Here is a 25,243-nt window from a genome sequence, read left to right as displayed (position 1 = left end):
CCGCAACGGGGAAATCAGCCCACATTACAGACAGCAAGGGTGAGGTACATGGTATATGTTCCCTCACCCTGACCCCCTCCCTCCGGGAGAGGGGTGCTGGCAGAACAAGTCCGGTCTTATACCCTTCATATTTCAGGTGGCTGGCACACATGTGTGTTTCGCCGGCTGAAATATCAGGAATACATCCGGGCCTTTCCGGTAACGGGTCAACAAGCCATCGGCACCCATTACCGCAGAAAGGCACGCGGGTGTATCACTCTAAGGATACGTTCTCGAAGTGATGTTTGCCTAACGGATCCACCACATAGCCTTTCACTTCTTTGCGCACCGGCTCGTAAACTGTGGAGTGAGCAATAATCAGAGCAGGAGCCTGATCATGCATCACAACCTGAGCCTGCTTGTAGAGTTCCACACGTTTGTTGTGGTCTTCTGTCGCACGAGCAGGTTGGATCAAGTCTTCAAACGGTTTGTAGCACCAACGAGAGTAGTTAGAACCGTCTTTCGCCGCATCACAGCTGAACAGTGTGGCGAAGAAGTTATCCGGATCCCCGTTATCCCCGGTCCAGCCCATCATCACGGTCTGGTGTTCACCGGCTTTGGCACGTTTGAGGTACTCACCCCATTCGTAGGTCACGATTTTGGCTTTCACGCCAATTTTCGCCCAGTCAGCCTGGATCATTTCCGCCATACGGCGGGCATTCGGGTTATACGGGCGCTGAACCGGCATAGCCCACAGATCAATGCTGAAGCCATCCGGCAGGCCGGCTTCTTTCAGCAGCTCTTTGGCTTTAGCGGGATCATACGGATAATCTTTCACCGCATCGTTGTAACCCCACATGGTCGGCGGGATCAGGTTTTTAGCAGCCTGGCCAGCGCCCTGGTAAACCGCTTTGATAATCGCTTCTTTGTTAACAGCCATGGTCAACGCCTGGCGTACTTTCACGTTATCCAGTGGTTTCTTCTCAACGTTGAAGGACAGATAGCCAACGTTCAGGCCAGGCTGTTCCAGCAGGTTGATTTTGGGGTCTTTCTTCATGCGCGCAAGATCAGCCGGGTTCGGGTACGGCATAATCTGGCATTCATTTTTTTCCAGTTTTGCGTAACGAACAGAAGCATCGGGAGTAATAGAGAAGACCAGGCGATCAATCTTAGGTTTAGTACCCCAGTAGCCCGGGAACGCTTTATACAGAATACGGGAATCTTTCTGGTACTGAACCAGCTGGAACGGCCCTGTACCGATAGGATCAAGGTCAATTTTTTCCGGCGTACCCGCTTTCATCATGTCATCAGCATATTCTTTAGACATGATAGAGGCGAAATCCATTGCCATATCAGCAAGGAAAGGTGCTTCAGGGCGAGCCAGAACAAACTGAACGGTGTAATCATCGACTTTCTTGATGTCAGTTATCAGGTCAGGCAAGCCCATACCTTCAAAGTACTCGTAGCTGCCGCCAGAGACATTGTGGTAAGGGTTTTTAGGGTTTTTCTGGCGGTCGAAGGAGAATACAACGTCGTCGGCATTCAGGTCACGAGTCGGTTTGAACTCTTTGTTACTCTGCCATTTAACGCCTTTACGCAAATGGAAGGTATACACTTTCCCGTCAGCGCTGACATCCCACTTCTCAGCAAGGCCCGGGATCACTTCGGTGGTGCCAATCTTAAATTCAACCAGTCTGTTGTAGATCGGCACTGAGCTGGCATCATAGGTAGTACCGGAAGTGAACAACTGCGGGTTAAAGCCTTCTGGCGAGCCTTCTGAACAGTAAACCAGGGTTTTTGCCTGAACACTTGCTGCAACCGTCAAAGCCACCAGGCTCAGACCAAGCTTCAGCATCCCTGACTTCTTCAAGGAAATACTCATTCTTCTGCTCCAATGTGATATGTGTTGTGTTAAACCGGCGAACCTTTCTTATTTTTTACCCGGTTCGCTCGGGCAAGCCTGTAAGGCTTGATGAGGATGGGGAATCCTTCCACAAGGGCCACTGTCTCGCAGGACAGACTGTCCGTAAATGGCCTCTCACGCCCTACAATCTGTCAACTGATGAGCCAAACGTCAATATACGTAACGGGTATTTACACGGAATGTGAGAAAGTGAAAACAAAGATGAAAAAAAGGAGTTTGTGTTATTTACAGCACATAAATTTATGCTATGGCAATAATACCAAAACAAAAAACCAACAAATGAATCACAAGCAGTTCAATAGACCAATGTGATTTATGACAACTTTTTGGCTGAATGGTGAATATATGAACAAAAAATAGTGCCGATAATGGACATTTCAGTAAAAAATGCTGTTGTTATCCATAAGACAATAAAAATAACCTTGCGGTAAAGATAACAAAATGTGATAGAAAACAGGGGAAAATAAGGCGCTTGTGCGTTGTACTACGGCAAAGACGTTATTTAAGAACTTTTCGGATGGTTTTAAATTGTTCCAAATACAAAAAACCCGCAGTGATATCACTGCGGGCCTGAATTTGGTCGGCGAGAGAGGATTTGAACCTCCGACCCACACGTCCCGAACGTGTTGCGCTACCAGGCTGCGCTACTCGCCGAATGCGGGGCGCATATTACTGCCGGCACCGCATCGCGTCAATCCCTTATTAAAAAAAGACTTCTGATCGCCTGAAAAGCCAGCATCATAGTGTGGATTCACTTTTATCCCTGGTATTTTGCAGTGCGCACCAGTTACGGGAAGCATCAATTCCACCATCCGAAGACGTTATCCCCAGGCACCCTAACACTGAGTCAAATAATTCGGTATGTTTATGCACTACACCTTCTTTTGCCTGCTGTTGCAATTGCCCAAAACGCTGCGCATTTTCCGGCGTCTCCAGAAACTTATCAGAAGCCCAGACCAGTAGAGGTACCCGGAATTGTTCAGGTGGTGCAATGTTACGCGGTGTGCCGTGTAAATGCAGGCTGTCACTAATTGATTCACCATGGTCAGCCGCATAGAACACAATCGCGTTTTTATCACGCACCTGGTCGATAACCCTGCTGATAAAACTGTCTACATAGCGCACTGAATTATCATATGCGTTGATCAGCGTTTGCGCTGAACAGTGTTTGTTAATGCCCATACATTCTGGCTGCCAGACAGCAAATTCACGGGGGTAACGCTGAACATACGAATAATGCGACCCTTTGGTATGCAGAATAACCAGATGTTTGCCCTGCACATGCTGCACCTGCGAGCGCCTCATCTCATTCAACAGCAACATGTCATCAACAGTTTTGCCCTGATTATGGCTCTCCGCACCAATTTGCTCCCGCCAGGCAATGGTATCGGCCATCGTATTACTGTAGAACCACATTTCACTTTGCATCGCATACAAGTCACTGGAGAACCCCAGTTGTTTCAACACCGCGAAGACATTTTGCTCCAGTAAGGTACGCTGTGGGTTATCCATGACACCACCGGCACCGACAAACATGCAACGCAAAGAGAGTTTGGTCGCGGTATCACAAGATTCGCCGCGAAATGCCACCAGATTCCTCTCCTGAGCCAGCCTGGGTGTAGTATCCCTTGAGTAGCCAAACAAGCCCATATGGTCCCAGCGGGTGGTCTCCCCAATAATAAACACCACCTGCACATCATTCAGGTTTGCGGGCACGTTCCAGTGATTACGGGTTGCGGGGTTGATGAGAGAGCGGCTATCCAACGCTTCATCCGCCTTAGCCCACACATACAACCCCAAAGAAGAGAGCCAGTTCGCGGGTAAATAAGCACTGGTCACCACACCGCCATAACTGGGCAAGTCTTCCCGCGATCCTCTTTCGTGGTGTTTCTGGACGTTTCCCAAAAAACGAACTGGCCCCCACACCACCAGTGCCACCAGAAGCAACACGCCCAGGTGAGGCAATGCAGACTGCCTCGTTGACAGTTGTCTTATCAATGAATCCTGCCCCTGGTTACGCCAGATAAACCACAGCGGTGGCAAGCCGACTAACAACACCCATAAATAGAAACGCCAGCCCACCACTTCTTTGGTCAGATCAATATCGGTCGTCATCACAGACGCAATAATGCCGTAGCCAATGGTGATATTCATTACCGCCATGTAGTAGCTGGCCGCAACAGAACAGAGCACCAAAAATGAGCTTAATACCTGCCAGGCACGCCGCCCGCCAAGGGAAAAAAGGCGCAACACAAAGAAACTTGCCAGAACAGTAGCAAATACCTCGGTTGTCAGCGCAAAGGCTTTGAAGAACGGTGTGATATCCATCGTCTCATGTAGACGCCGCCAGAACACCGAACAGTTCAGAAATAGCCCAATGTACAATGCAAGAAAGCAACTGAGCTGTACCTGGGTAATACGACGAGAAATCTTCATTCACCAATCCAGAGCAACCATATTCAGGATTCTGACTCTGGTCAGGTGACGAAGTTCAGCACAAGTTGGTAATGACCAGGGCAGAAATACTACCTGCGCCACAAAATCAAATCTTTCCGCCAGTTGCCGGGCACCCCGGGAAATAAGAAGGGCTGCTTTGCTGGCCGGTGTTGTGGGGGAAATACGCTGAAGTTAACCTGCGTGACCAGATAAAACCAACGACAACCAGGGAGGCACCGAGGTTGTCGTTGGTTTCAGATGCAATCAACTGTATTTAACTGAACTCTGTTCATTACATCAGGCGTGAGAATGTGCTGCATCACCGTCATAAATATCTGCTTTAGGCTGGCGAATGGTTGAAGAGAGCGCCAGAGAAACAATCAACAGTGCGAAAATGACCAGGAAAGTTACATGGAAGCCACCAAACAGCGATGCAATGATGGAGCCACAGATACTGCCAACCCCGAAGCCAAGGTAAATCACACCATAGTTTTTCGCCAGGTTGTTCAGACCAAAGAAATCGCTGACCAGTGAAGGATAAACGGTGATGGTGCCGCCAAAATTAAAGGCAATACAGGCAATGGCCGCAAAGAAGGTCATCGCATTCAGCGGTGCGAACAGCAATGCCGCCATCCCCACCAGCGCAATAATCTGGCCAAAAGTAATCACGCGGATGCGGGTCACTCTGTCGGACAGAGTCCCCATTATCAGGCGACCACTCAGGTTGGCAATGGCAATGACTGTCACAGCGTTGGCCGCAGTCATGACATCCAGATGCGCCAGGCTCTGAGCAATATCTTTCGCCACACCAATAACATACAAACCACTCATGCAGGCAGTAAGGAACATCAGCGCCAGCATCCAGTACTGTGGTTTGCGCATGGATTCCGCCAGAGTGAAATCACTGTTACTGGCACCATTGCTCCGGTTCACTGCCTGTACCGGTGCGTCTTTCATTAGTAATGCACCAAACACAATCATAACCAGTGCAATACCGCCCCAAATAATGAAGGTCTTATCCAGGCCAAAGGAAGCCAGTAACTGAGAATCGATAAATTTAAACCCCAGGCTACCCAACCCATAAGCACCAATAGAGAAGGCGGAAATCAGGCCCTTACGTTCAGGGAACCATTTCACACAGTTCGATAACGTCAGCAGATAACCCGCCCCATCCGCCAGGCCAACCAGCACACCGGCACTCAGCCAGAGCATCAGCAGGTTATGGGAATGTGCCGTCAGGAACAGCCCCAGCCCTAATAACACCCCGGAAGCGATGGTGACACGGCGGACACCAAAACGTTCCTGGAGCTTACCGGCCACAGAAGAAGCCAGCGCCAGGCCCAGACTTAACAGGCCGAAAGAGAATGCCACCTGGCTGACAGGTTCATTAAGTTTTTCAGAAAGCGGGCCATTAAACAGGCTCCAGGTATAAACCGAGCCCAGGGCGAACTGAGTTACGATGGTACCCACAAGTGTCAACCAGCGCGTTTGGTTTGAAATTGATGTTTTCATGGCAGATGTCCTGCATTACTGAATAAGGGAAGGTAGTTATCTGCCTGTAACCTTACTCTCAGGGAGGGAATTGCAGGGAAAAACGGCATGAAATGCACTGAGTGCGGAATGAATTGCATCTCAGGCGGTATAAACAGCCTTTAAATGCATGAACGGCACGTAACACAAACCTAAAATGTGAGTATTCACTATCCCTGTATTACGCGCCACTCCTGTATATCAATTGTGAAAACTGTCCTTGATACAGATCACAATTTTCACTTCTCGCGTAAGGCGTTAACCTGGGTCAGATGAGGTTTAACACGGCCATACAAAGCCGGGTTATCACTTTCATCTTTTAACTTAACCCCCGACAGGCGGCGAATAAATGCCTGCTCCAGTAACCACGCCAGCTTAAACGCAGCGGCATCCCAGTTAAGCCCTTCCGGGCGCACATTAGAAATGCAGTTCCGCTCGGCGTCGCGCCGCCCGCGACTGGGTGACCAGGTCATGTACACCCCAAGGCTGTCTGGTGAAGACAGGCCCGGGCGCTCACCAATCAACATGGCGACCGCTTTTGCATGTAAGCACTCACCAACATCGTCAGCCAGTGCAACACGCGCCTGGTGAGCCAGAACCACTGGCCCCAGTGAAAGACTCAGTTCAGAGAGATAAGGCAGTAATGCGCGAATCAATTCACAGGCCTGGCGATGCACTGCCCATGACGACAGACCATCTCCCACGACCAGTACCAGGTCAGGTGAATCATTACGCAGTTGGGTGAGCTGGTTTCGGCTTTCAAGACTAAGCTGACGGCCCAAATCCGGTCGCTGGAGAAAACTGTGTCTGTCAGGCGCAGCACTGTGCACCGTCAGGGTTTTCAGCCCTAAACACTCAAGGCCTTGAGCTACTTTGTTGCTGTCGAAAGGCTGATGAATCGCATCCCGGGCCTGCGCATGCGCCAGGCCAAATTTCAGTACTTCGCGGGTAGGTAAACTTGCCCCACTGCGCCCGAGCGCAATACGGGCATCGGTAAATTGCGTGAGGGAGCGCCAGGCATCCGGTAATGTCATGCCACTTCTCCTTTGGGTAACGCACTCAGCAGCGGGTGGCTCGCACCGGTCAGGCGTAATTGACCTGAAGTATCAATAATCTGCATTCGCTCTAACCAGGCGGCAAACTCTGGTGCATGTTTAAGCCCCAGTAAGCGCCGAATATAGAGCGCATCATGAAATGATGTGCTCTGGTAATTAAGCATAATGTCATCAGCCCCCGGCACCCCTATCAGAAAGGTCAGCCCGGCAGTTGCCAGCAATGTCAGCAGAGTATCCATGTCATCCTGGTCGGCTTCGGCATGGTTGGTGTAGCACACATCGCACCCCAGTGGCAGGCCAAGTAATTTACCGCAAAAATGGTCTTCCAGCCCGGCTCGAATAATTTGCTTACCATCGTACAAATATTCCGGGCCGATAAACCCAACGACCGTATTAACCAGCAGGGGTTTAAAGTGGCGTGCAACCGCGTAAGCACGGGCTTCACAGGTTTGCTGATCAACACCATGATGGGCATCCGCCGACAGGCAACTTCCCTGCCCGGTCTCAAAGTACATCACATTCTCGCCCAGCGTACCGCGCTTGAGTGACAATGCAGCGTCACGCGCCTCACCCAGCATCGCCAGGTCAATACCAAAACCGGTATTCGCGGCCTGTGTACCGGCAACCGACTGAAACACCAGGTCGACTGGCGCACCACGCTCCATTAACTGCAGCGTATTGGTCACATGGGTCAGCACACAAGACTGCGTGGGGATCTCAAAACGGCTGATGACATCGTCCAGCATGTAATTCAGCCGCTCAAGTACTGGCAGGCTGTCGCTTGCCGGGTTGATTCCCACCACTGCGTCTCCACTACCGTACAGCAGGCCATCCAGCATACTGGCGGCAATACCCTGCAGGTCATCGGTGGGGTGATTCGGTTGCAGGCGCACGCTTAAGTGGCCTGGCAAGCCAATGGTGTTGCGAAACCGGGTGATAACCTGGCATTTGCTGGCCGCCAGGATTAAATCCTGGTTACGCATCAGTTTACTGACTGCCGCAGCCATTTCTGGCGTAATCCCCCGAGCAACCTGGGTTAACAGCGTATGATCCGTACCATCTTCCAGTAACCAGTCACGAAATTCCCCTACCGTCAGATGGCTGATGGGCGCGAACGCCTCGCGGTCATGGGTGTCCATAATAAGCCGGGTAACTTCATCTTCTTCATAAGGCACCAGCGCCTGGTTCAGAAATGTCGTTAACGGTAAATCCGCCAGCACGAATTTCGCAGCCATGCGCTCTTCCGCACTTGCCGCTGCGACCCCGGCCAGTTGATCCCCGGAACGGGCCGGGGAAGCCTTAGCCATAACCTCTGTCAGACTGGCGAATGTCCATGTGTTGTGCGCCAGAGTGGTTTTATACATGGGATAACCTTTATTACATCACTGTAAGTTGCGGATCCAGCGCAGCGCGGGCACGAGCGGTTGCGGTCATTCGGAACCATACATAACCGGCCAGCATCATGACGGCGAAAATCACCGCCAGTTCAAAATTGTAGTACACCATCGCCACCAGGCAGAGTACCGATACAGCCAGTGCAAATGCCGGAACCACCGGGAATCCCGGTGCTTTGAAGGGGCGTTCCAGCTCAGGTTCCGTGCGACGCAGCCTGAACAGTGCCGCCATCGATGTGATGTACATAACAATTGCGCCAAATACAGACATGGTAACGATGCTGGCAGTCAGCGGCATGCCATTAATCGTAATCAGGGAGTCGGAAAAAATAGCGGCGATACCAATCACACCACCGGCAAGGATTGCCAGAACAGGCGTTTGTGTCCGGCGGTTAACCCGCGCCAAAGAAGCGGGCAGGTACCCGGCACGGGCCAGGGAGAAAATCTGCCGGGAATACCCCATGATAATGCCATGGAACGAGGCGACCAGGCCGAACAGCCCCAGCCAGACCAGCATATGTAACCAACCACTACTGCCACCTACCTGCAGTTTCATTGCCTGAGGTAATGGGTCATTAATGTTGGATAATGCACGCCAGTCACCCACACCACCGGCAAAAACCATTACGCCTACAGCCAGTACAGTCAGAGTAATAATTCCACCGCCAAGGGCGCGAGGAATGGTATGACGCGGGTTTTTTGCTTCTTCAGCCGCCATTGACGCACCTTCAATAGCCAGGAAGAACCAAATAGCAAAAGGAATGGCGGCAAACATGCCAGAAAGCGCTACGGAAGAGAACGTATCACTACCTGCCCAGCCGTGGCTGGCAAAATTACTCCACTGAAAACCCGGTGCCACCACACCCATGAAGACCAGCAGTTCAAAAATCGCCAGCAGCGTGACGAACAGTTCAAAGGTTGCCGCAATGCCAACCCCCAAAATATTCAGCGCCATAAACACCAGATAGGCACCACAGGCGACCCATTTAGGATCCAGTGAAGGGAATTGCACATTCAGGTAGGCGCCAATCGCCATCGCAATGGCCGGTGGCGCAAAAACAAACTCGACCAGGGTTGCAAACCCGGCAATAAAGCCACCGGTTGGCCCGAAGGCGCGAAAAGCGTAAGCAAATGGCCCACCGGCGTGCGGAATCGCGGTTGTCAGTTCAGTAAAACTAAAAATAAACGCGCAGTACATGGCGGCAATCAGCACAGCGACTATCAGAAACCCCAGGGTTCCCGCCGCAGACCAGCCATAACTCCAGCCAAAATATTCACCTGAAATCACCAGCCCAACAGCGATGCCCCATAACCGGAAGCTCCCCAGTGAGCGTTTTAATGTTGTCGGTTGTTCAGACATAACGACCTCGCCATAAAGTTAACCAAAAATAAACGCAACTGGCGAAGGTGTTGCAAAGTGTGTACCAGTTCTTAAATACCCATAAAGTCACTGAGTTAATCAGGAACAGGCAAGATGCTGAAACGCGGAAAGCGAGAAATGCACTCTTTTAGTGCGCAGAGTTCAGAGGCAAAATAAGGCCGCACCATTTCCGGGCCTGGCTTAAAACGCGACGTCCAGCCCCAGTTGCCAGGTAGTCAGGTCATTGCCAGGCTGGGTGCTTCCCTGAGATAACCGGGCATAAGCAGCAATATTTTGATTTATTGGGAGATTCGCTCCCATTGAGAAGCCAATTTTCTCATCCTGCTGGCCGCTCTGGGCAGTATAAGGTTCAGACCATGAGGATGAACCTGAAATAAGATCAACCTGCGCCCAGGGCTGGAACGCTCCCCAGGCATAGTCCAGCCGCCAGCCAATACGGCTCACATTTGCCGTCTCAGCAGACGAACCAGACCAGGGCGCACGGTATTGATCCCATCCGGCAACAGGGCCTGTGGCAAAATTATTGTTTAACGGGAATTGCCAGTGCGTGTTTACAGACTGCTCACCGGGTAACGACGGGTCACGCCACATGACCATGTTCCCCATTGGTGCATGAGACGCATTGATTTGCTGTGCCAGAATTGTGTTGTAATCCACCCGGGCGGCGCTCTGTGGTGTGGCTACCGGAGCCGTAGCGATACTATCACTATGCGTATCCAGCGCCAGTGCCACCGACGAATAAAGCCAACACAACCCACAACAGGCTGCATAACTCACTGCTTTGCCACTGCTAAAGGAGATGCTGTTCATGGTGGATGCCTGCAAACATTCGGTTTTATTTTTTCTTTATCGGTATTTTTTTTATGTACAACACAACCGCGACAGAATTTATTTACGTGCCGAGATTGCCACGGACTTCACGGGATGGTGTGATATTCGTCCAGTTTTCCCGCTTACCTGCGCGTTACCTGAACAATGTTAAAAACGCGGGGTATATATTTTAAGCGTATAGCCGATAATAACGATTTACCACATCACAATAAGGACTGGCACCATGCAACGTTGCGGTTGGGTTACCCAGGATTCACTTTATATTGATTATCATGACAATGAATGGGGCATACCGCAAAAATCAGGCGAGAAATTATTCGAAATGTTGTGCCTTGAAGGCCAACAGGCCGGTTTGTCGTGGATTACTGTGTTGAAAAAACGGGAAAATTACCGTGCAGCATTCCACCAGTTCAACCCACAAAAGGTCGCCGAAATGCAGGCGGAAGACGTAGAAAAACTGCTGCAGAATGCCGGTATTATTCGCCACCGGGGTAAGATTGAAGCCATCATAACGAACGCCCGGGCGTGGGTGGCGATGGAACAAAATGGCGAGTCATTTTCAGATTTTATCTGGGGTTTTGTGAACCACCAACCAGTGATTAACAGCCCGGAGACATTATCCGGGGTTCCGGCCAGTACACCTGTATCAGAAGCCATGTCTAAGGCATTGAAAAAACGGGGGTTCAAATTTGTCGGTTCGACCATTTGCTATGCGTTTATGCAAGCTTGCGGGCTGGTGAATGACCATGTCGTCAGTTGCGCCTGCCATCCGGAGGCTGGCAGATGATTCGTCGCAGCCGCGCACGAGACATGCCGGAACTTCTGTCACTCTGGCTTGCCAGCACAACGGCAGCCCACGAATTTATTCCGGTCAGTTACTGGCAGGCCAGTGTGCCTGTCGTCCGGGATATTTACCTGCCCCATGCCACTACCTGGGTTTACCATGAGCAGGGAGAATTACAAGGATTTGTCAGTGTACTGGAATCACGTTTTATTGGGGCGCTGTTTATCGCACCCCATTCAGTAGGTCATGGAATTGGGCGAGAATTACTCAGTCACGTCAAGCATCGCTACCCGCTGTTAAGCCTGGAGGTGTACCAGAAAAACAGCCGGGCAGTGAGCTTTTACCATGCTCAGGGCTTCCGTATTATTGAGAGCGCCTGGCAGGACGATACTCAGGAACCCACCTGGATCATGAGCTGGCAGGCGGGGTAAACGCCGTTACCACTGGCAATTCATCGGTAAATTTCTCCATCCATACCAGTGAAGTATTCGCGGCACAACCATTCCCCAGGCGCGATGAAGGTATATCTTTCGTCAGCATATTGACCGCGCCGTGTTTGCACAGACTGCCTTCGCCATCCTGTAGGTCCGGCCAGGCACCCTGGTGAATACAAATCACGCCGGGTTTAATGCCGTCGGTCACATGCGCCCCGGCAAGCACTTGCCCACGGTTATTCCACACCCGCACAACATCGCCATGGCGAATTCCGCGCGCCTGTGCATCAGCCGTATTGAGTGTCACAGGTTCTCTTCCGGCAATCTGATAGCGTTCACGCAACCGGCTGTAATTCAACTGGCTGTGCAGGCGGTGAGCAGGGTGAGCAGATAACAACTGCAATTGTTCCGGTTGCGCATTACCGTGCCACTCATCAGGCGCAAGCCAGGTGGGGTGCCCCGGGCAATCAGGGTAGCCATAACTGGCAATTCGCTCTGAATGAATCACAATTTTACCGGTTTCGGTTTTCAGTGGATGCGCCAGTGGGTCTGCCCGGAAATCACCAAACCGCACAAACTGGCTGTTCGCCGGGTTTTCTGGCATTTCGATAAGCTGGTTCTGCTCCCAGAAGGTCGCAAAAGGAATTAACGATACCTGGTTTGCAGCTCCCCGTGCCGCAGCCATTTGATAAAACGTTTCCAGCCAGGCCATTTCATCTTTGCCTTCCGTAAAACGCTGCTTTCCGCCGCTTTCCCAGTATTCACTCAGCTCGGCAAAAATAGTGAAATCGTCACGCGCTTCATATTGGGGTGGTACAACCTGCTTCATGGGAACCAGGTGCTGCTGGCTGTAATCCCCGGTCATGGTCAGATCATTACGTTCATAACTCGTTGTCACTGGCAAAACGATATCGGCATGCTTCGCCGCTCCCGTCCAGAAGCATTCTGAAATAACAATAAGCTCAGGTTTTTGCCACGCCCGAATCAGGCGGTTGGTATCCTGATGGTGAGTAAAATTGGCGCCACCTGCCCACCAAATCATTTTCACATTCGGGAATATGCGGTCTTCACCATTGTGCTGGTAAGCGCCGCCTGGGTTTTCCAGCGCTTCGACAATTCGGGCGACCGGCACTTTATCCACCGCGTCAGTTCCGCCCGCCACGCTCCCCTGCATGGAAGCCAGCACTGCAGCACGCCGGGTCGGGTTACCCCCATTGGCAAAATGATAAGACAACCCAAAACCACCGCCGGGCAAGCCAATCTGCCCCAACATTGCTGCCAGCGTCACCAGCATCCAGTGCTTCTGCTCACCATATTGCTGGCGTTGCATGCCCCACCCGGCCATCAGCATGGTGCGGTTATGGCTGAACAACTCGGCCAGTTCGCGTAGCGTTTGTGCCGGTATGCCGCAAATCGCCGCTGCCCAGTCGGCGTCTTTTCTGATGCCATCCTGCTCACCCAACAGGTAATTCTGGAAAGTCGCGAACCCGCTGGTGTATTTGTCCAGGAAAGCACTGTCATGCCACTGATTTTCCAGCAACGTTGTAGCGATGCCCAACATCATCGCGACATCCGTTCCCATATGCGGGGCCAGCCAGGTCATCTGTTCGCCAAAGAAATCGTGGGTTTCTGAACGCATCGGATCAATACAAATCAGGCGCTTGCCGCTCTTTTTCAGCGACTCGTAATACTTCATACCTTGCTCATCGCTGGCGTTCCAGGCAATTTTCAGGGTATTGAGTGGGTTGGCACTCCACATGACCACCACATCGCTGTATTCCAGAACCAGAGGCCAGCTGGTTTGCTGCTGGTAAACTTCATTGCCACCCACAACATACGGCATTATCACCTGGGCTGCTCCGGTAGAGTAATCGCCAAGATGCCCGGTATATCCGCCTGCCAGACTCATGTAGCGCTGTAACAGTGTGGCGGCTTTGTGCATTACGCCATTAGAACGCCAGCCATATGAACCGGCAAAAATTGACGACGCTCCCCAGGTTTGGCGAATGCGGCGGTGCTGGCGGTCAATCAGTGCCAGCGCTTCCTCCCAGGTGACCCGGACAAATTCATCCTGCCCACGCACCCCCTGAGGATTGTCCGGTGATGCCAGGAAGCCTTTCCGCACCATGGGGTAACGCACCCGGGTTGGGCTGTGAACCTGGTCTGCCACAACGGTCTGGAGCGTATTTTCGTGCAAGGTGTCGAGGGCACCGCGAGACGAAAATACCGTTTCGCCATCAGTTTCGACCAACACCGGCCCCCAGTGGGCTGCTGTCAGTACCTGGTATCTTTTTTTATCCACTATGGGCTCCGGAATCTTTGCAGGTGTTAAGTGTTATTGTTTTGCCGCGCTCTGTGGGCGCATTTTACAAAAATCAGACTATTCAACGAATTTTTCTTTCGGTAAAACCGCCATAATCTACCGCCATCTGCATTACGGCAATTCAATTTCGGCATAAGGATATAACATGAAAAAACATCAGGTTATGCTAGCCAGTTTAGTATGCGCCATACTCGTCATTTCCGGTTGTACAACAAACCCTTATACCGGTGAAAGTCAGGCCGCGAAATCGGGCATTGGTGCAGGTATTGGCTCGCTGGTCGGTGCCGGTGTGGGTGTATTATCGTCATCAAAAAGTGACCGGGGTAAAGGCGCGTTGATTGGCGCTGCCGCAGGTGCTGCACTGGGCGGCGGTATTGGCTACTACATGGATGCCCAGGAAGCAAAACTGCGGCAAAAAATGCAGGGAACCGGGGTGAGCGTTACGCGCCAGGGCGATAACATTGTGCTGAATATGCCCAATAATGTCACCTTTGACAGTAACAGTGCTGTATTGAAACCTGCCGGGGCTAATACGCTAACGGGCGTCGCTATGGTGCTGAAAGAGTACCCGAAAACTGCCGTTAATGTAGTCGGTTATACAGACAGTACAGGTGGGCATGACCTGAATATGCGCCTTTCCCAGCAGCGCGCAGACAGTGTTGGCAGTGCGCTGATTACACAGGGTGTTGCAGGTAACCGGGTGCATACATCGGGTATGGGTCCGGCCAACCCTGTCGCCAGCAACACAACCGCGGAAGGTAAAGCACAAAACCGCCGGGTAGAAATTACGTTGTCGCCGTTGCAGTGATTCTGTTGGCGTTAACCCCCAGGAGAACACTGTGGTTTCTCCTGGGGTTACAGGCATGAAGTAAGAAATGTGTGCCGCAATAAATTCTGGTAAGTGGTTCACAACCTTCATTTTCTCTCCCCCCAAACCCGGTCGTTGTGCCATCATCAGTGTTTTCACCTCAACGAGGATGCGTTTGTATGAATACCAGGGTGGCGCGGGCAACCATTAGCGATGTAGCAAAAGCGGCCAAAACAGGGAAAACCAGTGTGTCGCGTTACCTCAATGGCGAACAACACCTCTTGTCTGACGACCTGAAAGCACGCATCGAATTTGCAATAAAACAGCTCGATTACCGCCCCAGCCAAATGGCACGCGGCCTTAAACGCGGGCGTACCCGGTTAATTGGGTTGATCATTGCAGATATTACTAATCCTTATTCAGTAGATATTCTCAGCGGAATTGAAGCAGCCTGCCGGGAAAAAGGGTTTACCCTGCTGATGTGTAATACCAACAATGAACTGGACCAGGAGCAGCATTATCTCGACTTACTGCAAAGCTACCAGGTTGAAGGAATTGTAGTTAATGCGGTGGGTATGAACGAAGAAGGGCTTAACCGCCTGCAGCAATCGGCCCTGCCCATGGTATTAATCGACAGAAAAATTCCCGGTTTTGCCTGTGATGTTGTGGGTCTGAATAACGCAAAAGCTACCAAAGAGGCAACCGAACACCTCATCCAGCAAGGCTTTGAAGCTATTTTATTTATCAGTGAGCCTACAGGTACAGTCAATACCCGCCGGGAACGCCTTGATGCTTTTCGCCAAACCACCAGCCAGCACCAGGGCGTGGCCGCTGAAAATGCCCAGGCACCACTACATGATGCCAGCCAAATCGATGACATACTGCGTAATTTCCATTCCCGCTACCGGGGAATGCGCAAAGCCATTATTTCCGCGAATGGCTCACTTACTCTTCAGGTTGCGCGCTCACTTCGGCGCGTAGGGTTAAACTGGGGCAGTGATATCGGCCTGTTAGGCTTTGATGAACTGGAGTGGGCAGAACTGGCAGGTGTCGGGATCTCCACCCTCAAACAACCCACCTGGGACATGGGGTATTGTGCGTTAAATCAAGTTATTAGCCGCATCGAAGGCGATAAATCATCCATCAAAGAAAGCACCTTTGATGGCGTACTTATCATCCGGGGGTCCACCTCCTGCTGAAATTTTGTTCGTGACTGAGATCATAAATTAGCAGTCACAAACTTCCATATGGAACCGGTTCCATTTAGCGTTATAACAACAGAACACGCTGGAATGGGACAACACAATGGCAAGAGAGATAATCGTAGTGGCCTCAGCCTACGGTCAGGACCAGGTCAGGCAAGCCGGAGGGCAAAGCGGGTTATTACCTACTATCGCCGCAGCGGGTGCAGACGGCATTGAAATACGCCGGGAATTACTCTCCCCTCAGGAACTGGATACATTAAGCCAGTTAGCTCATTCGATTACCGCACAAGGCCTGTTTGCCTGTTATTCCGTTCCGCACGGCCTGTTCACTTCTGGTGGGCAAGTTAATCCACAACTTCCTACATTTTTACTCGAAGCCCGGCAATTACAGGCTCGCTGGATCAAATTTTCACTGGGTGAGTACCAACCCGGCATATCTCTTAGCGGGCTCAACAGCCAACTGGCAGGCTCGCCAGTCCCTGTTGTTGTTGAAAATGACCAGACAAGTGCAGGTAAGCTCGCACCAATGCAATCATTCTGGCAAGCCGCTCAGGCAGAACATCTTCCTGTCCGCCTGACTTTCGATATGGCCAACTGGTTATGGACAGGTGAAACGCCTGCAATAGCAGCACAGTTCCTGGCAAATGGCGTGAGTTATATCCATGTCAAAGCAGCCATTCTCCATCACAACCGGTATCGTGCTATCGCGCCGGATGAAGCTTCACCAGACTGGATGGCTCTGCTGCGCCAACTACCGTCAGATGTACCACGCGGTATTGAGTTCCCACTTGCCGGGAAAGATCTGGCTGCTGTAACACGCCACTATGTCGCGCAATTACGGGAGGTTTAAATGAATACTGCACTGGATGTGGTCACTATCGGTGAAGCGATGGCGATGTTTGTGGCCCGCGAGGCCGGAGATTTATCCACAGCAGAACACTTTATCAAACGCGTGGCTGGAGCTGAACTTAATGTCGCAACGGGCCTGGCTCGCCTCGGTTTGCGTGTTGGCTGGGTCAGCCGGGTGGGCGCTGACAGTTTTGGGCGTTTTATCCTGCAGCAACTGGCTAAAGAAGGTATCGACAGCCAGCATGTCACTCAGGACGCATCTCATGCTACAGGGTTTCAGGTGAAATCGCTGGCCGAAAATGGAACCGATCCCATCGTGGAATATTTTCGCAAAAATTCCGCCGCAAGCCACCTGAGCCTGGCTGACTTCTCGCCAGACTATTTTCTCAGTGCCCGCCACCTTCACCTTACCGGCGTTGCTGCGGCGCTATCTGTAAGTTCACTGGAACTGCTACATCACGCCTCCCGCGTCATGAAAGAGGCTGGAAAAACAGTCTCCTTCGACCCGAACCTGCGCCCGGTACTGTGGCCCAACAAAGCTGAAATGGTAAAGCAAATTAATCAACTGGCATTTCAGTCCGACTGGTTTTTACCCGGGCTGAAAGAGGGTATTTGCCTCACGGGTGCCACCTCACCGGAAGCCATTGCCGATTTTTATCTCAATCATGGCGTCAAAATAGTCATGATTAAAACCGGGGCAGACGGCGCCTGGTACAAAACAGCTAACGATGAGCAGGGTGCTGTTCCGCCAGTATTTGTAGAAAAAGTCGTTGATACGGTAGGTGCCGGAGATGGCTTCGCAACAGGTGCCGTAAGCGCACTACTGGAAGGAAAAGAGGTAGCTCAGGCGGTATTGCGTGGTAATCGTATTGGTGCAATGGCAATACAGGTTCAGGGAGACAGTGAAGGATTGCCAACCCGAAATCAGCTCAGGGAGCCGTAATTTAGTCGTCAAACCCTGCCACCCTGTACCCTACACAACAGGGTGAATATGTCTCAGCGTAAAACCGAAGAGGAACGCGTATGAACAGCCCGACAAATGCAACCAAACGCTGGCTCTGTATCATGCCAGTAGTATTTATTACCTACAGCCTGGCCTATCTGGACCGGGCAAACTTCAGCTTTGCGTCTGCCGCCGGGATCACTGAAGATCTGGGTATCACCAAAGGGATCTCGTCATTACTGGGCGCACTGTTTTTCCTCGGATATTTTTTCTTTCAAATTCCGGGCGCTATCTACGCTGAACGGCGTAGTGTCCGCAAATTAATCTTCACCTGTCTGGTTCTCTGGGGCGTATGCGCTTCACTCACTGGCATCATTACCAATATTCCAGCCCTGGCCGCCATTCGCTTTATTCTTGGTGTGGTGGAAGCTGCGGTGATGCCCGCCATGCTGATATACATCAGTAACTGGTTTACTCAGTCTGAGCGCTCACGGGCTAATACGTTTTTAATCCTCGGGAACCCGGTAACCGTTCTGTGGATGTCTGTGGTCTCCGGCTATTTGATTCAGTCATTCGGCTGGCGTGAAATGTTTATTCTTGAAGGGATCCCTGCGGTTATCTGGGCCTTCTGTTGGTGGGTGCTGGCAAAAGATAAACCTGCCCAGGTAACCTGGTTAACAAATAATGAAAAACAGGCACTCCAGGCACAGTTAGATAAAGAACAACGGAATATCAAAGCAGTTCGTAACTATAGTGAAGCCTTCCGTTCCCGCAATGTCATTCTGCTGTGCATGCAATACTTCACCTGGAGTATTGGGGTGTATGGTTTTGTATTGTGGCTGCCATCCATTATTCGTAGTGCTGGCACAAATATGGGCATGGTCGAAGTTGGCTGGTTGTCTGCCGTACCTTACCTGGCTGCGACACTGGCAATGATCGCTGTCTCATGGGCCTCTGACAAACTGCGTAACCGGAAATTATTTGTCTGGCCATTGCTGCTGATTGGCGGACTGGCATTTCTCGGCTCCTGGGCTGTTGGCTCCCATCACTTCTGGGTATCCTGGGGATTATTGGTTGTTGCAGGTGCTGCCATGTACGCACCTTATGGACCGTTCTTCGCCATTATTCCAGAAATGTTGCCACGCAATGTCGCAGGCGGAGCAATGGCTCTGATTAACAGCATGGGCGCACTGGGCTCTTTCTGTGGCTCATGGTTTGTGGGTTACCTCAATGGAGTAACTGGTGGCCCGTCAGCCTCATTCATCTTTATGGCAGTGGCACTTTTCGTTTCAGTATGGCTAACTCTTATAGTAAAGCCTGAGCAACCTCAGCCACTGCCCGTTGGCGCGAAACATGCCTGATTGTATTCCCAATTAACACGGAGACCTGTATGAAGCCGTCCATTATTCTCTATAAAACACTGCCCGAAAACCTGGTTGCCCGCCTGAAAGAAAAAGTGGACGTTATCCAGGTGAAGAACCTGAGCCCGGAAACTGTTCAGGCCAATGCTGATGCTTTTGCCAGCGCTGCAGGTTTGTTAGGTGCAGGGGGAAAAGTGGACGGAGCACTGTTGACTGCCATGCCTGCTTTACGCGCAGCTTCAACTGTTTCAGTGGGTTACGATAACTTTGATGTCGATGCGCTCACTCAACGTAATGTCCTGCTGATGCACACACCAACCGAGTTGACCGAAACTGTGGCAGATACGCTGATGACACTGGTTCTGGCAACGGCCCGTCGGGTACTGGAAGTGGCTGAGCGGGTAAAAAAAGGTGAATGGACCAGCAGTATTGGGCCAGACTGGTACGGCGTGGATGTGCACCATAAAACTATCGGTATTATTGGCATGGGTCGCATTGGTATGGCGCTGGCACAACGCGCGCACTTTGGGTTTGGTATGCCGGTGTTGTATAACGCACGCCGCCATCACACAGAAGCAGAATCGCGCTTTGGCGCCCGCTATTGCGACCTTGATACACTGCTGAGTGAAGCAGATTTTGTGTGCAGTATCCTGCCGCTAACCGATGAAACTTACCATGTGCTGAATGCAGAAAAACTGGCGCTGATGAAGCCTTCCGCCATTTTGATCAACGCGGGTCGTGGCCCGGTCATTGACGAACCTGCACTGGTTGATGCCCTGAAAAGTGGCAAAATTCATGCAGCCGGGTTGGATGTGTTCGAACAGGAGCCTCTGCCGGTGGATTCCCCACTTCTGAGCCTGCCCAATGTTGTCGCCCTGCCACATATTGGTTCGGCCACCCATGAAACACGTTACAATATGGCGGCCACCGCAGTGGAAAACCTGCTTAATGCGCTGGAAGGTAAGGTTGAGAAAAACTGCGTGAACCCGGCTGTTGCAAAACAGGCCTGAGGAAAACAAGGCAGGAATAACCGCTCTGTGTTTATGGCACAGAGCGGAAAAGCAATTTACTGCATTGCGCTCATCGCGCTGGAATATGCCTGGCTGAATGCCTGGTGTTGTGCGGTAAGCGGCCCAATCAATGAATTATACTGGTTGGCCTGCTCTGTGGTTGGGAACTGAATACCGTTCGCCACAAAGCTCACTTTTTCGCCCTGCTGCTGCACAAAATCCCCCACCTGAACCAGTTGCTGAGACAAGACCTGTGCCGCCGGAATGAGTGCCGCGACCGCACTGGATGGTGCCGTAACCACTTTCTGGTACGCCTGGTCAAACACCGGTCTCAGGTCATCAGCCAATTGCAATCCGGAACGTGCTGAGTCAGCCTGCATTTTTGCATTCTGAATTTGCTGGCTTAATACACCAAGAGAACCGTTAATCTGGCGCAACGTATCGCGATTCGTCATGTAATCCTGCGGCGCACGAATTCCATTGATGCTGTCCACCAGCGGTTTAATACCGGAATCCATCGCCTGGTTCATCTGCTGGGAAAAGCCATACAGAATGGCGTAGTCAGAAACAAAGTTACCAAACTGTTTTTTCTGATCAGTGGTTAATGTAGGTAAGTGCTCACCACTACGCATCACTGTATTCTGCAGAAAATCAATGAATGCCTTACGCTGATCAGCTTCTTTATCAAAACACCCACTCAAACTGACCACCATCAATAACGCCAGAAACGGCGCAAACCAGCGAGAGCAGGACTTTCCTGTCGCCATTTTCTACTCCTTACACCCTAAAAACGCGCAAGCGCGACCGTAAATTCAACGTTCACAAGGATAGTCCAGACAGCGCGCACTGAATAGCCTTTCCTTATGAATCAGACGAATTTCTTCGCCAGACAGACGCATTGAGAGCCACAAAACCGATACGCATTTTTCGTTCATGAATTGTGCTGTTGAACGCAATTTTCCGTCTATTATTAAAAATGCGGCCCCGGAAAATGCACGTTGTTTTTGCTCATTCCCTGTGCCACAGGCATGCCATTTCCGCTATGAGATTTGAGGAGTTCTCAATGGAATTAAAAGACCCTGGAGCTGAACTGCTAACAAGCCTTGAGCAAATGATTTTTAAAGATATGCCTCAGGCCAGCCTGACAACCCGGAACAGCATTTTTTCTGAATACGAACAATTACGTCAGGGCACAGGTCTGCAACTTGATGATTTTGCCAGTGCAATGGGAGTTACCCTTGCCCATGTGCTGGAGTGGGAAGAGCGGCGTACACAACCTACCGCAACCGAGTTAAAATTAATGCGCCTGATTCAGGCAAAAAAAACGCTACTGCAATAAAACATTACGTGTTGTTTTACCTTTCCCTGTAAACCCTGAACTGTGACAAAAAACCCGCCATATTTGAGGCGGGTTTTTGTTTTTTAACAGACCAGAACCTTACTGCAGTAAGGAAATATCCGCAACCTGAAGGAAAAGCTCACGCAATTTCTCTAACAGTGTCAAACGGTTAACGCGTAGCGCCGGGTCTTCATCCATGACCATGACTTTGTCAAAGAAAGCATCCACGGTGTCACGCAGTTCAGCCAGCTCCACCAGCGCTTCCTGGTAACGGCCTTCTGCGAAATAGGGTTCCAGCTTGTCACGCAATACAGTTACCTGCATAGCCAGACGAATTTCTTCATCTTCTTTCAGCACCGATGCATTCACCCGCTCATTCAGCGGCTCATCGGTTTTTGCCAGAATATTGGACACACGCTTGTTGGCCGCAGCCAGGCTTTGTGCCGCATCCAGCGTTCGGAAGTGAGAAACAGCTTTCATGCGGGCATCGAAATCAGCAGGGCGTGTCGGGCGGCGCGCCAGAACAGCCTGAATGGTATCAACCGCATGGCCTTCTTCCTGATACCAGGCGCGGAAACGGCCCAGCATAAAGTCGATAACATCATCCACCACTTGCGCGTTGGTGAGTTTATCGCCATACAAACGTACCGCTTCTTCAGCCAGTGTTTGCAGATCAAGAGGCAGGTTTTTCTCAACGATAATGCGCAGTACGCCCAGTGCAGCACGGCGCAGAGCAAACGGGTCTTTATCACCTTTCGGGTGCTGACCAATACCGAAAATACCAGCCAGTGTGTCCATTTTGTCGGCGATAGCCACAGCACAGGCAACCAGGCTTGACGGCAGGTCATCACCGGCAAACCGCGGCATATACTGTTCGTTCAGGGCAACAGCCACATCTTCCGCTTCACCGTCATGACGCGCATAGTGCATCCCCATTACGCCCTGCGTATCGGTGAATTCGAACACCATGTTGGTCATCAGGTCACACTTGGACAGCAAACCCGCACGCGTAGCATGGGTGACATCCGCGCCAATCTGGCGAGCAATCCAGCCAGATAACGCTTCAATACGGTCAGTTTTGTCACGCAGCGTACCCAATTGTTTCTGGAACAGCACGGTTTCAAGGCGTGGCAGGTTATCTTCAAGGCGTTTTTTGCGGTCAGTATTGAAGAAGAACTCCGCATCCGCCAGGCGAGGACGAACTACCTTCTCGTTACCGGCGATAATTTGCTGCGGGTCTTTGGATTCAATGTTTGCCACGAAAATGAAATTGGGCAACAGTTTCCCGTCGTTGTCATACACCGGGAAATACTTCTGGTCGCCTTTCATGGTGTAAACCAGCGCTTCGGCAGGCACCGCGAGGAATTTTTCTTCAAATTTCGCGGTCAGCACAACCGGCCATTCCACCAGAGAAGCCACTTCTTCCAACAGGCTTTCGCTCAGGTCGGCGTTACCGCCAATCTGGCTGGCTGCAGCCTGGGCATCTTGCTTAATTTTGGCCTTACGCATTGCGTAATCCGCCATGACTTTGCCGCGCTCCAACAGAATTTGCGGATACTGGTCGGCATTATCAATAGTGAATTCTGGCTCGCCCATAAAGCGGTGACCACGAATCACTCGGCCAGAGTCGATACCCAAAATGGTGGCAGGCACCACGGTATCGCCCAACAGCAGCGTAAGCGTATGCACCGGGCGCACAAACTGCACGTCAGAAGCACCCCAACGCATCAGTTTAGGGATAGGCAGCTTAGACAGCGCATTGCTGACCATCGCAGGCAATAATTTCTCTGCGGTTTCGCCTTTCACATGAGCACGGTATAACAACCACTCGCCTTTATCAGTCACCAGGCGTTCAGCCTGATCAACCGTAATACCACAACCCCGGGCCCAGCCTTCAGCCGCTTTACTCGGCTTACCTTCGGCATCAAAGGCCTGAGCAATTGCCGGGCCGCGTTTTTCCAGCTCGCGATCGGGTTGTGTCGCCGCAAGGGCCACAACTTTTAGCGCCAGGCGGCGCGGTGCAGCAAACCACTGAACTTCACCATGGGCTAAATTAGCCGCATCCAGTTCAGCGGTAAAATTCGCAGCAAAAGACTCGGCCAGGCTGCGCAGGGCTTTTGGTGGCAACTCTTCAGTGCCAAGTTCCACCAGAAAGGTTTTTTCAGACATGGCAGCCTCTTACTTGTCCTTGTTACACATAGGGAAACCCAGCGCTTCACGAGAAGCGTAGTAGGCTTCAGCCACAGCTTTAGTCAGAGTACGGATACGCAGAATATAGCGCTGGCGCTCCGTCACCGAGATGGCCTTACGGGCATCCAGCAGGTTAAAACTGTGAGCCGCTTTGAGAATACGTTCATAGGCAGGTAATGGCAGCGGTTTTTCCAGTGCCAGCAGTTGCTGCGCTTCTTTTTCATACTGCTCGAAGCAGGTAAACAGGAAATCCACATCGGCGTATTCAAAGTTGTAGGTAGATTGTTCTACTTCGTTCTGATGGAATACATCGCCGTAAGTGGTTTTCCCCAGCGGGCCATCGCTCCACACCAGGTCATATACGCTGTCAACGCCCTGGATATACATCGCCAGGCGTTCCAGGCCGTAAGTAATTTCCCCGGTAACCGGTTTACACTCAAGGCCACCCACTTGCTGGAAGTAAGTGAACTGAGTCACTTCCATCCCATTGAGCCAAACTTCCCAGCCCAGCCCCCAGGCACCCAGTGTCGGGTTTTCCCAGTTATCTTCAACAAAGCGGATATCGTGAATAGTGGGATCCATGCCCAGCTCTTTCAGCGAGCCAAGGTAGAGTTCCTGAATGTTGTCCGGTGACGGTTTGATTATCACCTGGAACTGATAATAGTGCTGTAAGCGGTTCGGGTTTTCGCCATAACGCCCATCAGTAGGACGACGAGAAGGCTGTACGTAAGCGGCGGCAATGGGCTCTGGCCCCAGTGCCCGCAGGCAAGTCATTGGGTGAGAAGTGCCTGCACCAACTTCCATGTCCAACGGTTGAACAATGGTACAGCCCTGGCGAGCCCAGTAATCCTGTAATGTAAGGATAAGGCCCTGAAAGGTCCTGGTATCAAACTTTTGCATGTTGATTTCGCACGCGATACGAGTGGGTTTATAAAGAAGCGGTCAGTATACCCGTTGGGCGCAAGATATACAGCCCAAATCCTCCGACAAAACCTTACACATCATCTGTACCGTACAAAGAACAACGCGTTATGCGCACTTTTCCTGCTTAACCGGGCGATCAACGCATAGATAACGACACAAACTTCCCGGTATCGTCAAAAGTGCAGGTAAAACGCTCATGGCGTTGAGTAGCGCCACGAATCTCATAACTACGCTGGAAAGCTTCCGGAGCATCGAATATAACAGTGTCGGGCCGTGTGTTGTAACGCCTGGTGACCTGACCCAGGCATTGTGCCGCCATCATTTCAACCGGAACTGGCGTAAAGTGGCGAGACGATGTGTGGTCAGGCCGGGAAGCACTCTGGCATCCTGCCAGAAGCAGGCAAACGGGCAATAGCAACCCGGCCACGGGCCGTCTAAAAAGCGCAGTCATCATAAATTCTTTATCAAAACGGTTGGTTCATGCGACGCGCCTCGTGCCAACAAACTACACACGGCCAGCCGCGAAAGGGTATGGAGCGCAGG

At 51.4% G+C, this 25,243-nt stretch carries 21 protein-coding genes and 1 tRNA gene; 9 read left to right on the top strand and 13 right to left on the bottom strand.

Annotated features, from left to right (window positions below; genetic code table 11):
- Positions 1 to 253: 253 nt before the first annotated feature.
- The 8 genes from dppA to A9B99_RS11760 form a co-directional block, all read right to left on the bottom strand.
- Positions 254 to 1,861 (bottom strand): dipeptide ABC transporter periplasmic-binding protein DppA, encoded by a 1,608-nt coding sequence (dppA, locus tag A9B99_RS11795; protein WP_064597708.1) that lies wholly within the window; start codon positions 1,859 to 1,861, stop codon positions 254 to 256.
- Positions 1,862 to 2,480: 619 nt separating this feature from the next.
- Positions 2,481 to 2,557: transfer RNA gene (locus A9B99_RS11790), tRNA-Pro, on the bottom strand.
- Between the two features lie 84 nt (positions 2,558 to 2,641).
- Positions 2,642 to 4,339: a kdo(2)-lipid A phosphoethanolamine 7''-transferase gene (gene eptB, locus A9B99_RS11785; RefSeq protein WP_064597706.1), complete on the bottom strand. Its 1,698-nt coding sequence runs from the start codon at positions 4,337 to 4,339 to the stop codon at positions 2,642 to 2,644.
- A gap of 297 nt (positions 4,340 to 4,636) precedes the next feature.
- The gene (locus A9B99_RS11780) at positions 4,637 to 5,851 is read right to left on the bottom strand and encodes an L-lactate MFS transporter (RefSeq protein ID WP_064597704.1); all 1,215 of its coding nucleotides are present in this window, start codon (positions 5,849 to 5,851) and stop codon (positions 4,637 to 4,639) included.
- Positions 5,852 to 6,108: 257 nt separating this feature from the next.
- The gene (eutC, locus tag A9B99_RS11775; protein WP_064597702.1) at positions 6,109 to 6,903 is read right to left on the bottom strand and encodes an ethanolamine ammonia-lyase subunit EutC; all 795 of its coding nucleotides are present in this window, start codon (positions 6,901 to 6,903) and stop codon (positions 6,109 to 6,111) included.
- Positions 6,900 to 8,288, bottom strand: a complete 1,389-nt coding sequence (locus A9B99_RS11770; RefSeq protein WP_064597700.1) for an ethanolamine ammonia-lyase subunit EutB — start codon at positions 8,286 to 8,288, stop codon at positions 6,900 to 6,902. The genes eutC and A9B99_RS11770 overlap by 4 nt, the downstream gene beginning before the upstream one ends.
- 13 nt (positions 8,289 to 8,301) lie before the next feature.
- Positions 8,302 to 9,678, bottom strand: coding sequence for an ethanolamine permease (gene eat, locus A9B99_RS11765; RefSeq protein WP_064597698.1), 1,377 nt, complete (start codon positions 9,676 to 9,678; stop codon positions 8,302 to 8,304).
- Positions 9,679 to 9,879: 201 nt separating this feature from the next.
- On the bottom strand, positions 9,880 to 10,509 hold the full coding sequence (locus tag A9B99_RS11760) for a hypothetical protein (RefSeq protein WP_064597696.1): 630 nt from the start codon (positions 10,507 to 10,509) through the stop codon (positions 9,880 to 9,882).
- Positions 10,510 to 10,753: 244 nt separating this feature from the next.
- Between A9B99_RS11760 and tag the strand changes: the two genes are divergently transcribed.
- Both tag and A9B99_RS11745 read left to right on the top strand, forming a co-directional pair.
- Positions 10,754 to 11,317 (top strand): DNA-3-methyladenine glycosylase I, encoded by a 564-nt coding sequence (gene tag, locus A9B99_RS11750; RefSeq protein WP_064597692.1) that lies wholly within the window; start codon positions 10,754 to 10,756, stop codon positions 11,315 to 11,317.
- Positions 11,314 to 11,745: an N-acetyltransferase gene (locus tag A9B99_RS11745; protein WP_064597690.1), complete on the top strand. Its 432-nt coding sequence runs from the start codon at positions 11,314 to 11,316 to the stop codon at positions 11,743 to 11,745. Before tag ends, A9B99_RS11745 begins: the two co-directional genes overlap by 4 nt.
- On the opposite strand, the gene A9B99_RS11740 is transcribed toward A9B99_RS11745, so the two are convergent.
- Complete coding sequence (locus A9B99_RS11740; protein WP_064597688.1) at positions 11,723 to 14,050, bottom strand: molybdopterin guanine dinucleotide-containing S/N-oxide reductase; 2,328 nt, start codon at positions 14,048 to 14,050, stop codon at positions 11,723 to 11,725. The two genes, A9B99_RS11745 and A9B99_RS11740, sit on opposite strands and share 23 nt — an antisense overlap.
- 166 nt (positions 14,051 to 14,216) lie before the next feature.
- Between A9B99_RS11740 and A9B99_RS11735 the strand changes: the two genes are divergently transcribed.
- From A9B99_RS11735 to ghrB, 6 genes are all read left to right on the top strand, one after another.
- Complete coding sequence (locus A9B99_RS11735) at positions 14,217 to 14,879, top strand: OmpA family lipoprotein (RefSeq protein WP_064597687.1); 663 nt, start codon at positions 14,217 to 14,219, stop codon at positions 14,877 to 14,879.
- A 179-nt stretch (positions 14,880 to 15,058) separates the two neighbouring features.
- Positions 15,059 to 16,078: a LacI family DNA-binding transcriptional regulator gene (locus tag A9B99_RS11730; RefSeq protein WP_064597686.1), complete on the top strand. Its 1,020-nt coding sequence runs from the start codon at positions 15,059 to 15,061 to the stop codon at positions 16,076 to 16,078.
- Positions 16,079 to 16,184: 106 nt separating this feature from the next.
- Entirely contained in the window at positions 16,185 to 16,934 is a 750-nt protein-coding gene (locus A9B99_RS11725) for a sugar phosphate isomerase/epimerase family protein (protein WP_064597685.1), read from the top strand.
- Complete coding sequence (locus A9B99_RS11720; RefSeq protein ID WP_064597684.1) at positions 16,935 to 17,876, top strand: sugar kinase; 942 nt, start codon at positions 16,935 to 16,937, stop codon at positions 17,874 to 17,876.
- Between the two features lie 80 nt (positions 17,877 to 17,956).
- Positions 17,957 to 19,237: an MFS transporter gene (locus A9B99_RS11715; protein WP_064597683.1), complete on the top strand. Its 1,281-nt coding sequence runs from the start codon at positions 17,957 to 17,959 to the stop codon at positions 19,235 to 19,237.
- A 29-nt stretch (positions 19,238 to 19,266) separates the two neighbouring features.
- The gene (gene ghrB, locus A9B99_RS11710; protein ID WP_064597681.1) at positions 19,267 to 20,247 is read left to right on the top strand and encodes a glyoxylate/hydroxypyruvate reductase GhrB; all 981 of its coding nucleotides are present in this window, start codon (positions 19,267 to 19,269) and stop codon (positions 20,245 to 20,247) included.
- 56 nt (positions 20,248 to 20,303) lie between these two features.
- Here the strand turns inward: ghrB and A9B99_RS11705 are convergent, their stop codons facing one another.
- On the bottom strand, positions 20,304 to 21,014 hold the full coding sequence (locus A9B99_RS11705) for a DUF3053 domain-containing protein (protein ID WP_064597678.1): 711 nt from the start codon (positions 21,012 to 21,014) through the stop codon (positions 20,304 to 20,306).
- A gap of 296 nt (positions 21,015 to 21,310) precedes the next feature.
- On the opposite strand from A9B99_RS11705, the gene A9B99_RS11700 reads away from it, so the two are divergent.
- Positions 21,311 to 21,586 carry an HTH-type transcriptional regulator gene (locus tag A9B99_RS11700; RefSeq protein ID WP_064597676.1) on the top strand — a complete coding sequence of 92 codons (276 nt, stop codon included), beginning with the start codon at positions 21,311 to 21,313 and terminating at the stop codon, positions 21,584 to 21,586.
- Positions 21,587 to 21,685: 99 nt separating this feature from the next.
- Here the strand turns inward: A9B99_RS11700 and glyS are convergent, their stop codons facing one another.
- From glyS to A9B99_RS23850, 3 genes are all read right to left on the bottom strand, one after another.
- Entirely contained in the window at positions 21,686 to 23,755 is a 2,070-nt protein-coding gene (gene glyS, locus A9B99_RS11695) for a glycine--tRNA ligase subunit beta (RefSeq protein ID WP_064597674.1), read from the bottom strand.
- A gap of 9 nt (positions 23,756 to 23,764) precedes the next feature.
- The gene (gene glyQ / locus A9B99_RS11690; protein WP_036107088.1) at positions 23,765 to 24,676 is read right to left on the bottom strand and encodes a glycine--tRNA ligase subunit alpha; all 912 of its coding nucleotides are present in this window, start codon (positions 24,674 to 24,676) and stop codon (positions 23,765 to 23,767) included.
- A 160-nt stretch (positions 24,677 to 24,836) separates the two neighbouring features.
- Positions 24,837 to 25,154, bottom strand: a complete 318-nt coding sequence (locus A9B99_RS23850) for a YsaB family lipoprotein (protein ID WP_197499270.1) — start codon at positions 25,152 to 25,154, stop codon at positions 24,837 to 24,839.
- Positions 25,155 to 25,243: the final 89 nt, after the last annotated feature.

The sequence above is a fragment of the Mangrovibacter phragmitis genome, assembly GCF_001655675.1.
GTDB lineage: Bacteria > Pseudomonadota > Gammaproteobacteria > Enterobacterales > Enterobacteriaceae > Mangrovibacter > Mangrovibacter phragmitis.
This window is presented reverse-complemented; position numbering and strand designations above follow the sequence as displayed.

Excerpts from the sequence above, each read along its gene's own strand:
- dppA (WP_064597708.1), bottom strand. The coding sequence starts at position 1,861 with ATGAGTATTTCCTTGAAGAAGTCAGGGATGCTGAAGCTTGGTCTGAGC.
- eptB (WP_064597706.1), bottom strand. The coding sequence starts at position 4,339 with ATGAAGATTTCTCGTCGTATTACCCAGGTACAGCTCAGTTGCTTTCTT.
- A9B99_RS11780 (WP_064597704.1), bottom strand. The coding sequence starts at position 5,851 with ATGAAAACATCAATTTCAAACCAAACGCGCTGGTTGACACTTGTGGGT.
- eutC (WP_064597702.1), bottom strand. The coding sequence starts at position 6,903 with ATGACATTACCGGATGCCTGGCGCTCCCTCACGCAATTTACCGATGCC.
- A9B99_RS11770 (WP_064597700.1), bottom strand. The coding sequence starts at position 8,288 with ATGTATAAAACCACTCTGGCGCACAACACATGGACATTCGCCAGTCTG.
- eat (WP_064597698.1), bottom strand. The coding sequence starts at position 9,678 with ATGTCTGAACAACCGACAACATTAAAACGCTCACTGGGGAGCTTCCGG.
- A9B99_RS11760 (WP_064597696.1), bottom strand. The coding sequence starts at position 10,509 with ATGAACAGCATCTCCTTTAGCAGTGGCAAAGCAGTGAGTTATGCAGCC.
- tag (WP_064597692.1), top strand. The coding sequence starts at position 10,754 with ATGCAACGTTGCGGTTGGGTTACCCAGGATTCACTTTATATTGATTAT.
- A9B99_RS11745 (WP_064597690.1), top strand. The coding sequence starts at position 11,314 with ATGATTCGTCGCAGCCGCGCACGAGACATGCCGGAACTTCTGTCACTC.
- A9B99_RS11735 (WP_064597687.1), top strand. The coding sequence starts at position 14,217 with ATGAAAAAACATCAGGTTATGCTAGCCAGTTTAGTATGCGCCATACTC.
- A9B99_RS11730 (WP_064597686.1), top strand. The coding sequence starts at position 15,059 with ATGAATACCAGGGTGGCGCGGGCAACCATTAGCGATGTAGCAAAAGCG.
- A9B99_RS11725 (WP_064597685.1), top strand. The coding sequence starts at position 16,185 with ATGGCAAGAGAGATAATCGTAGTGGCCTCAGCCTACGGTCAGGACCAG.
- A9B99_RS11720 (WP_064597684.1), top strand. The coding sequence starts at position 16,935 with ATGAATACTGCACTGGATGTGGTCACTATCGGTGAAGCGATGGCGATG.
- A9B99_RS11715 (WP_064597683.1), top strand. The coding sequence starts at position 17,957 with ATGAACAGCCCGACAAATGCAACCAAACGCTGGCTCTGTATCATGCCA.
- ghrB (WP_064597681.1), top strand. The coding sequence starts at position 19,267 with ATGAAGCCGTCCATTATTCTCTATAAAACACTGCCCGAAAACCTGGTT.
- A9B99_RS11705 (WP_064597678.1), bottom strand. The coding sequence starts at position 21,014 with ATGGCGACAGGAAAGTCCTGCTCTCGCTGGTTTGCGCCGTTTCTGGCG.
- A9B99_RS11700 (WP_064597676.1), top strand. The coding sequence starts at position 21,311 with ATGGAATTAAAAGACCCTGGAGCTGAACTGCTAACAAGCCTTGAGCAA.
- glyS (WP_064597674.1), bottom strand. The coding sequence starts at position 23,755 with ATGTCTGAAAAAACCTTTCTGGTGGAACTTGGCACTGAAGAGTTGCCA.
- glyQ (WP_036107088.1), bottom strand. The coding sequence starts at position 24,676 with ATGCAAAAGTTTGATACCAGGACCTTTCAGGGCCTTATCCTTACATTA.
- A9B99_RS23850 (WP_197499270.1), bottom strand. The coding sequence starts at position 25,154 with ATGATGACTGCGCTTTTTAGACGGCCCGTGGCCGGGTTGCTATTGCCC.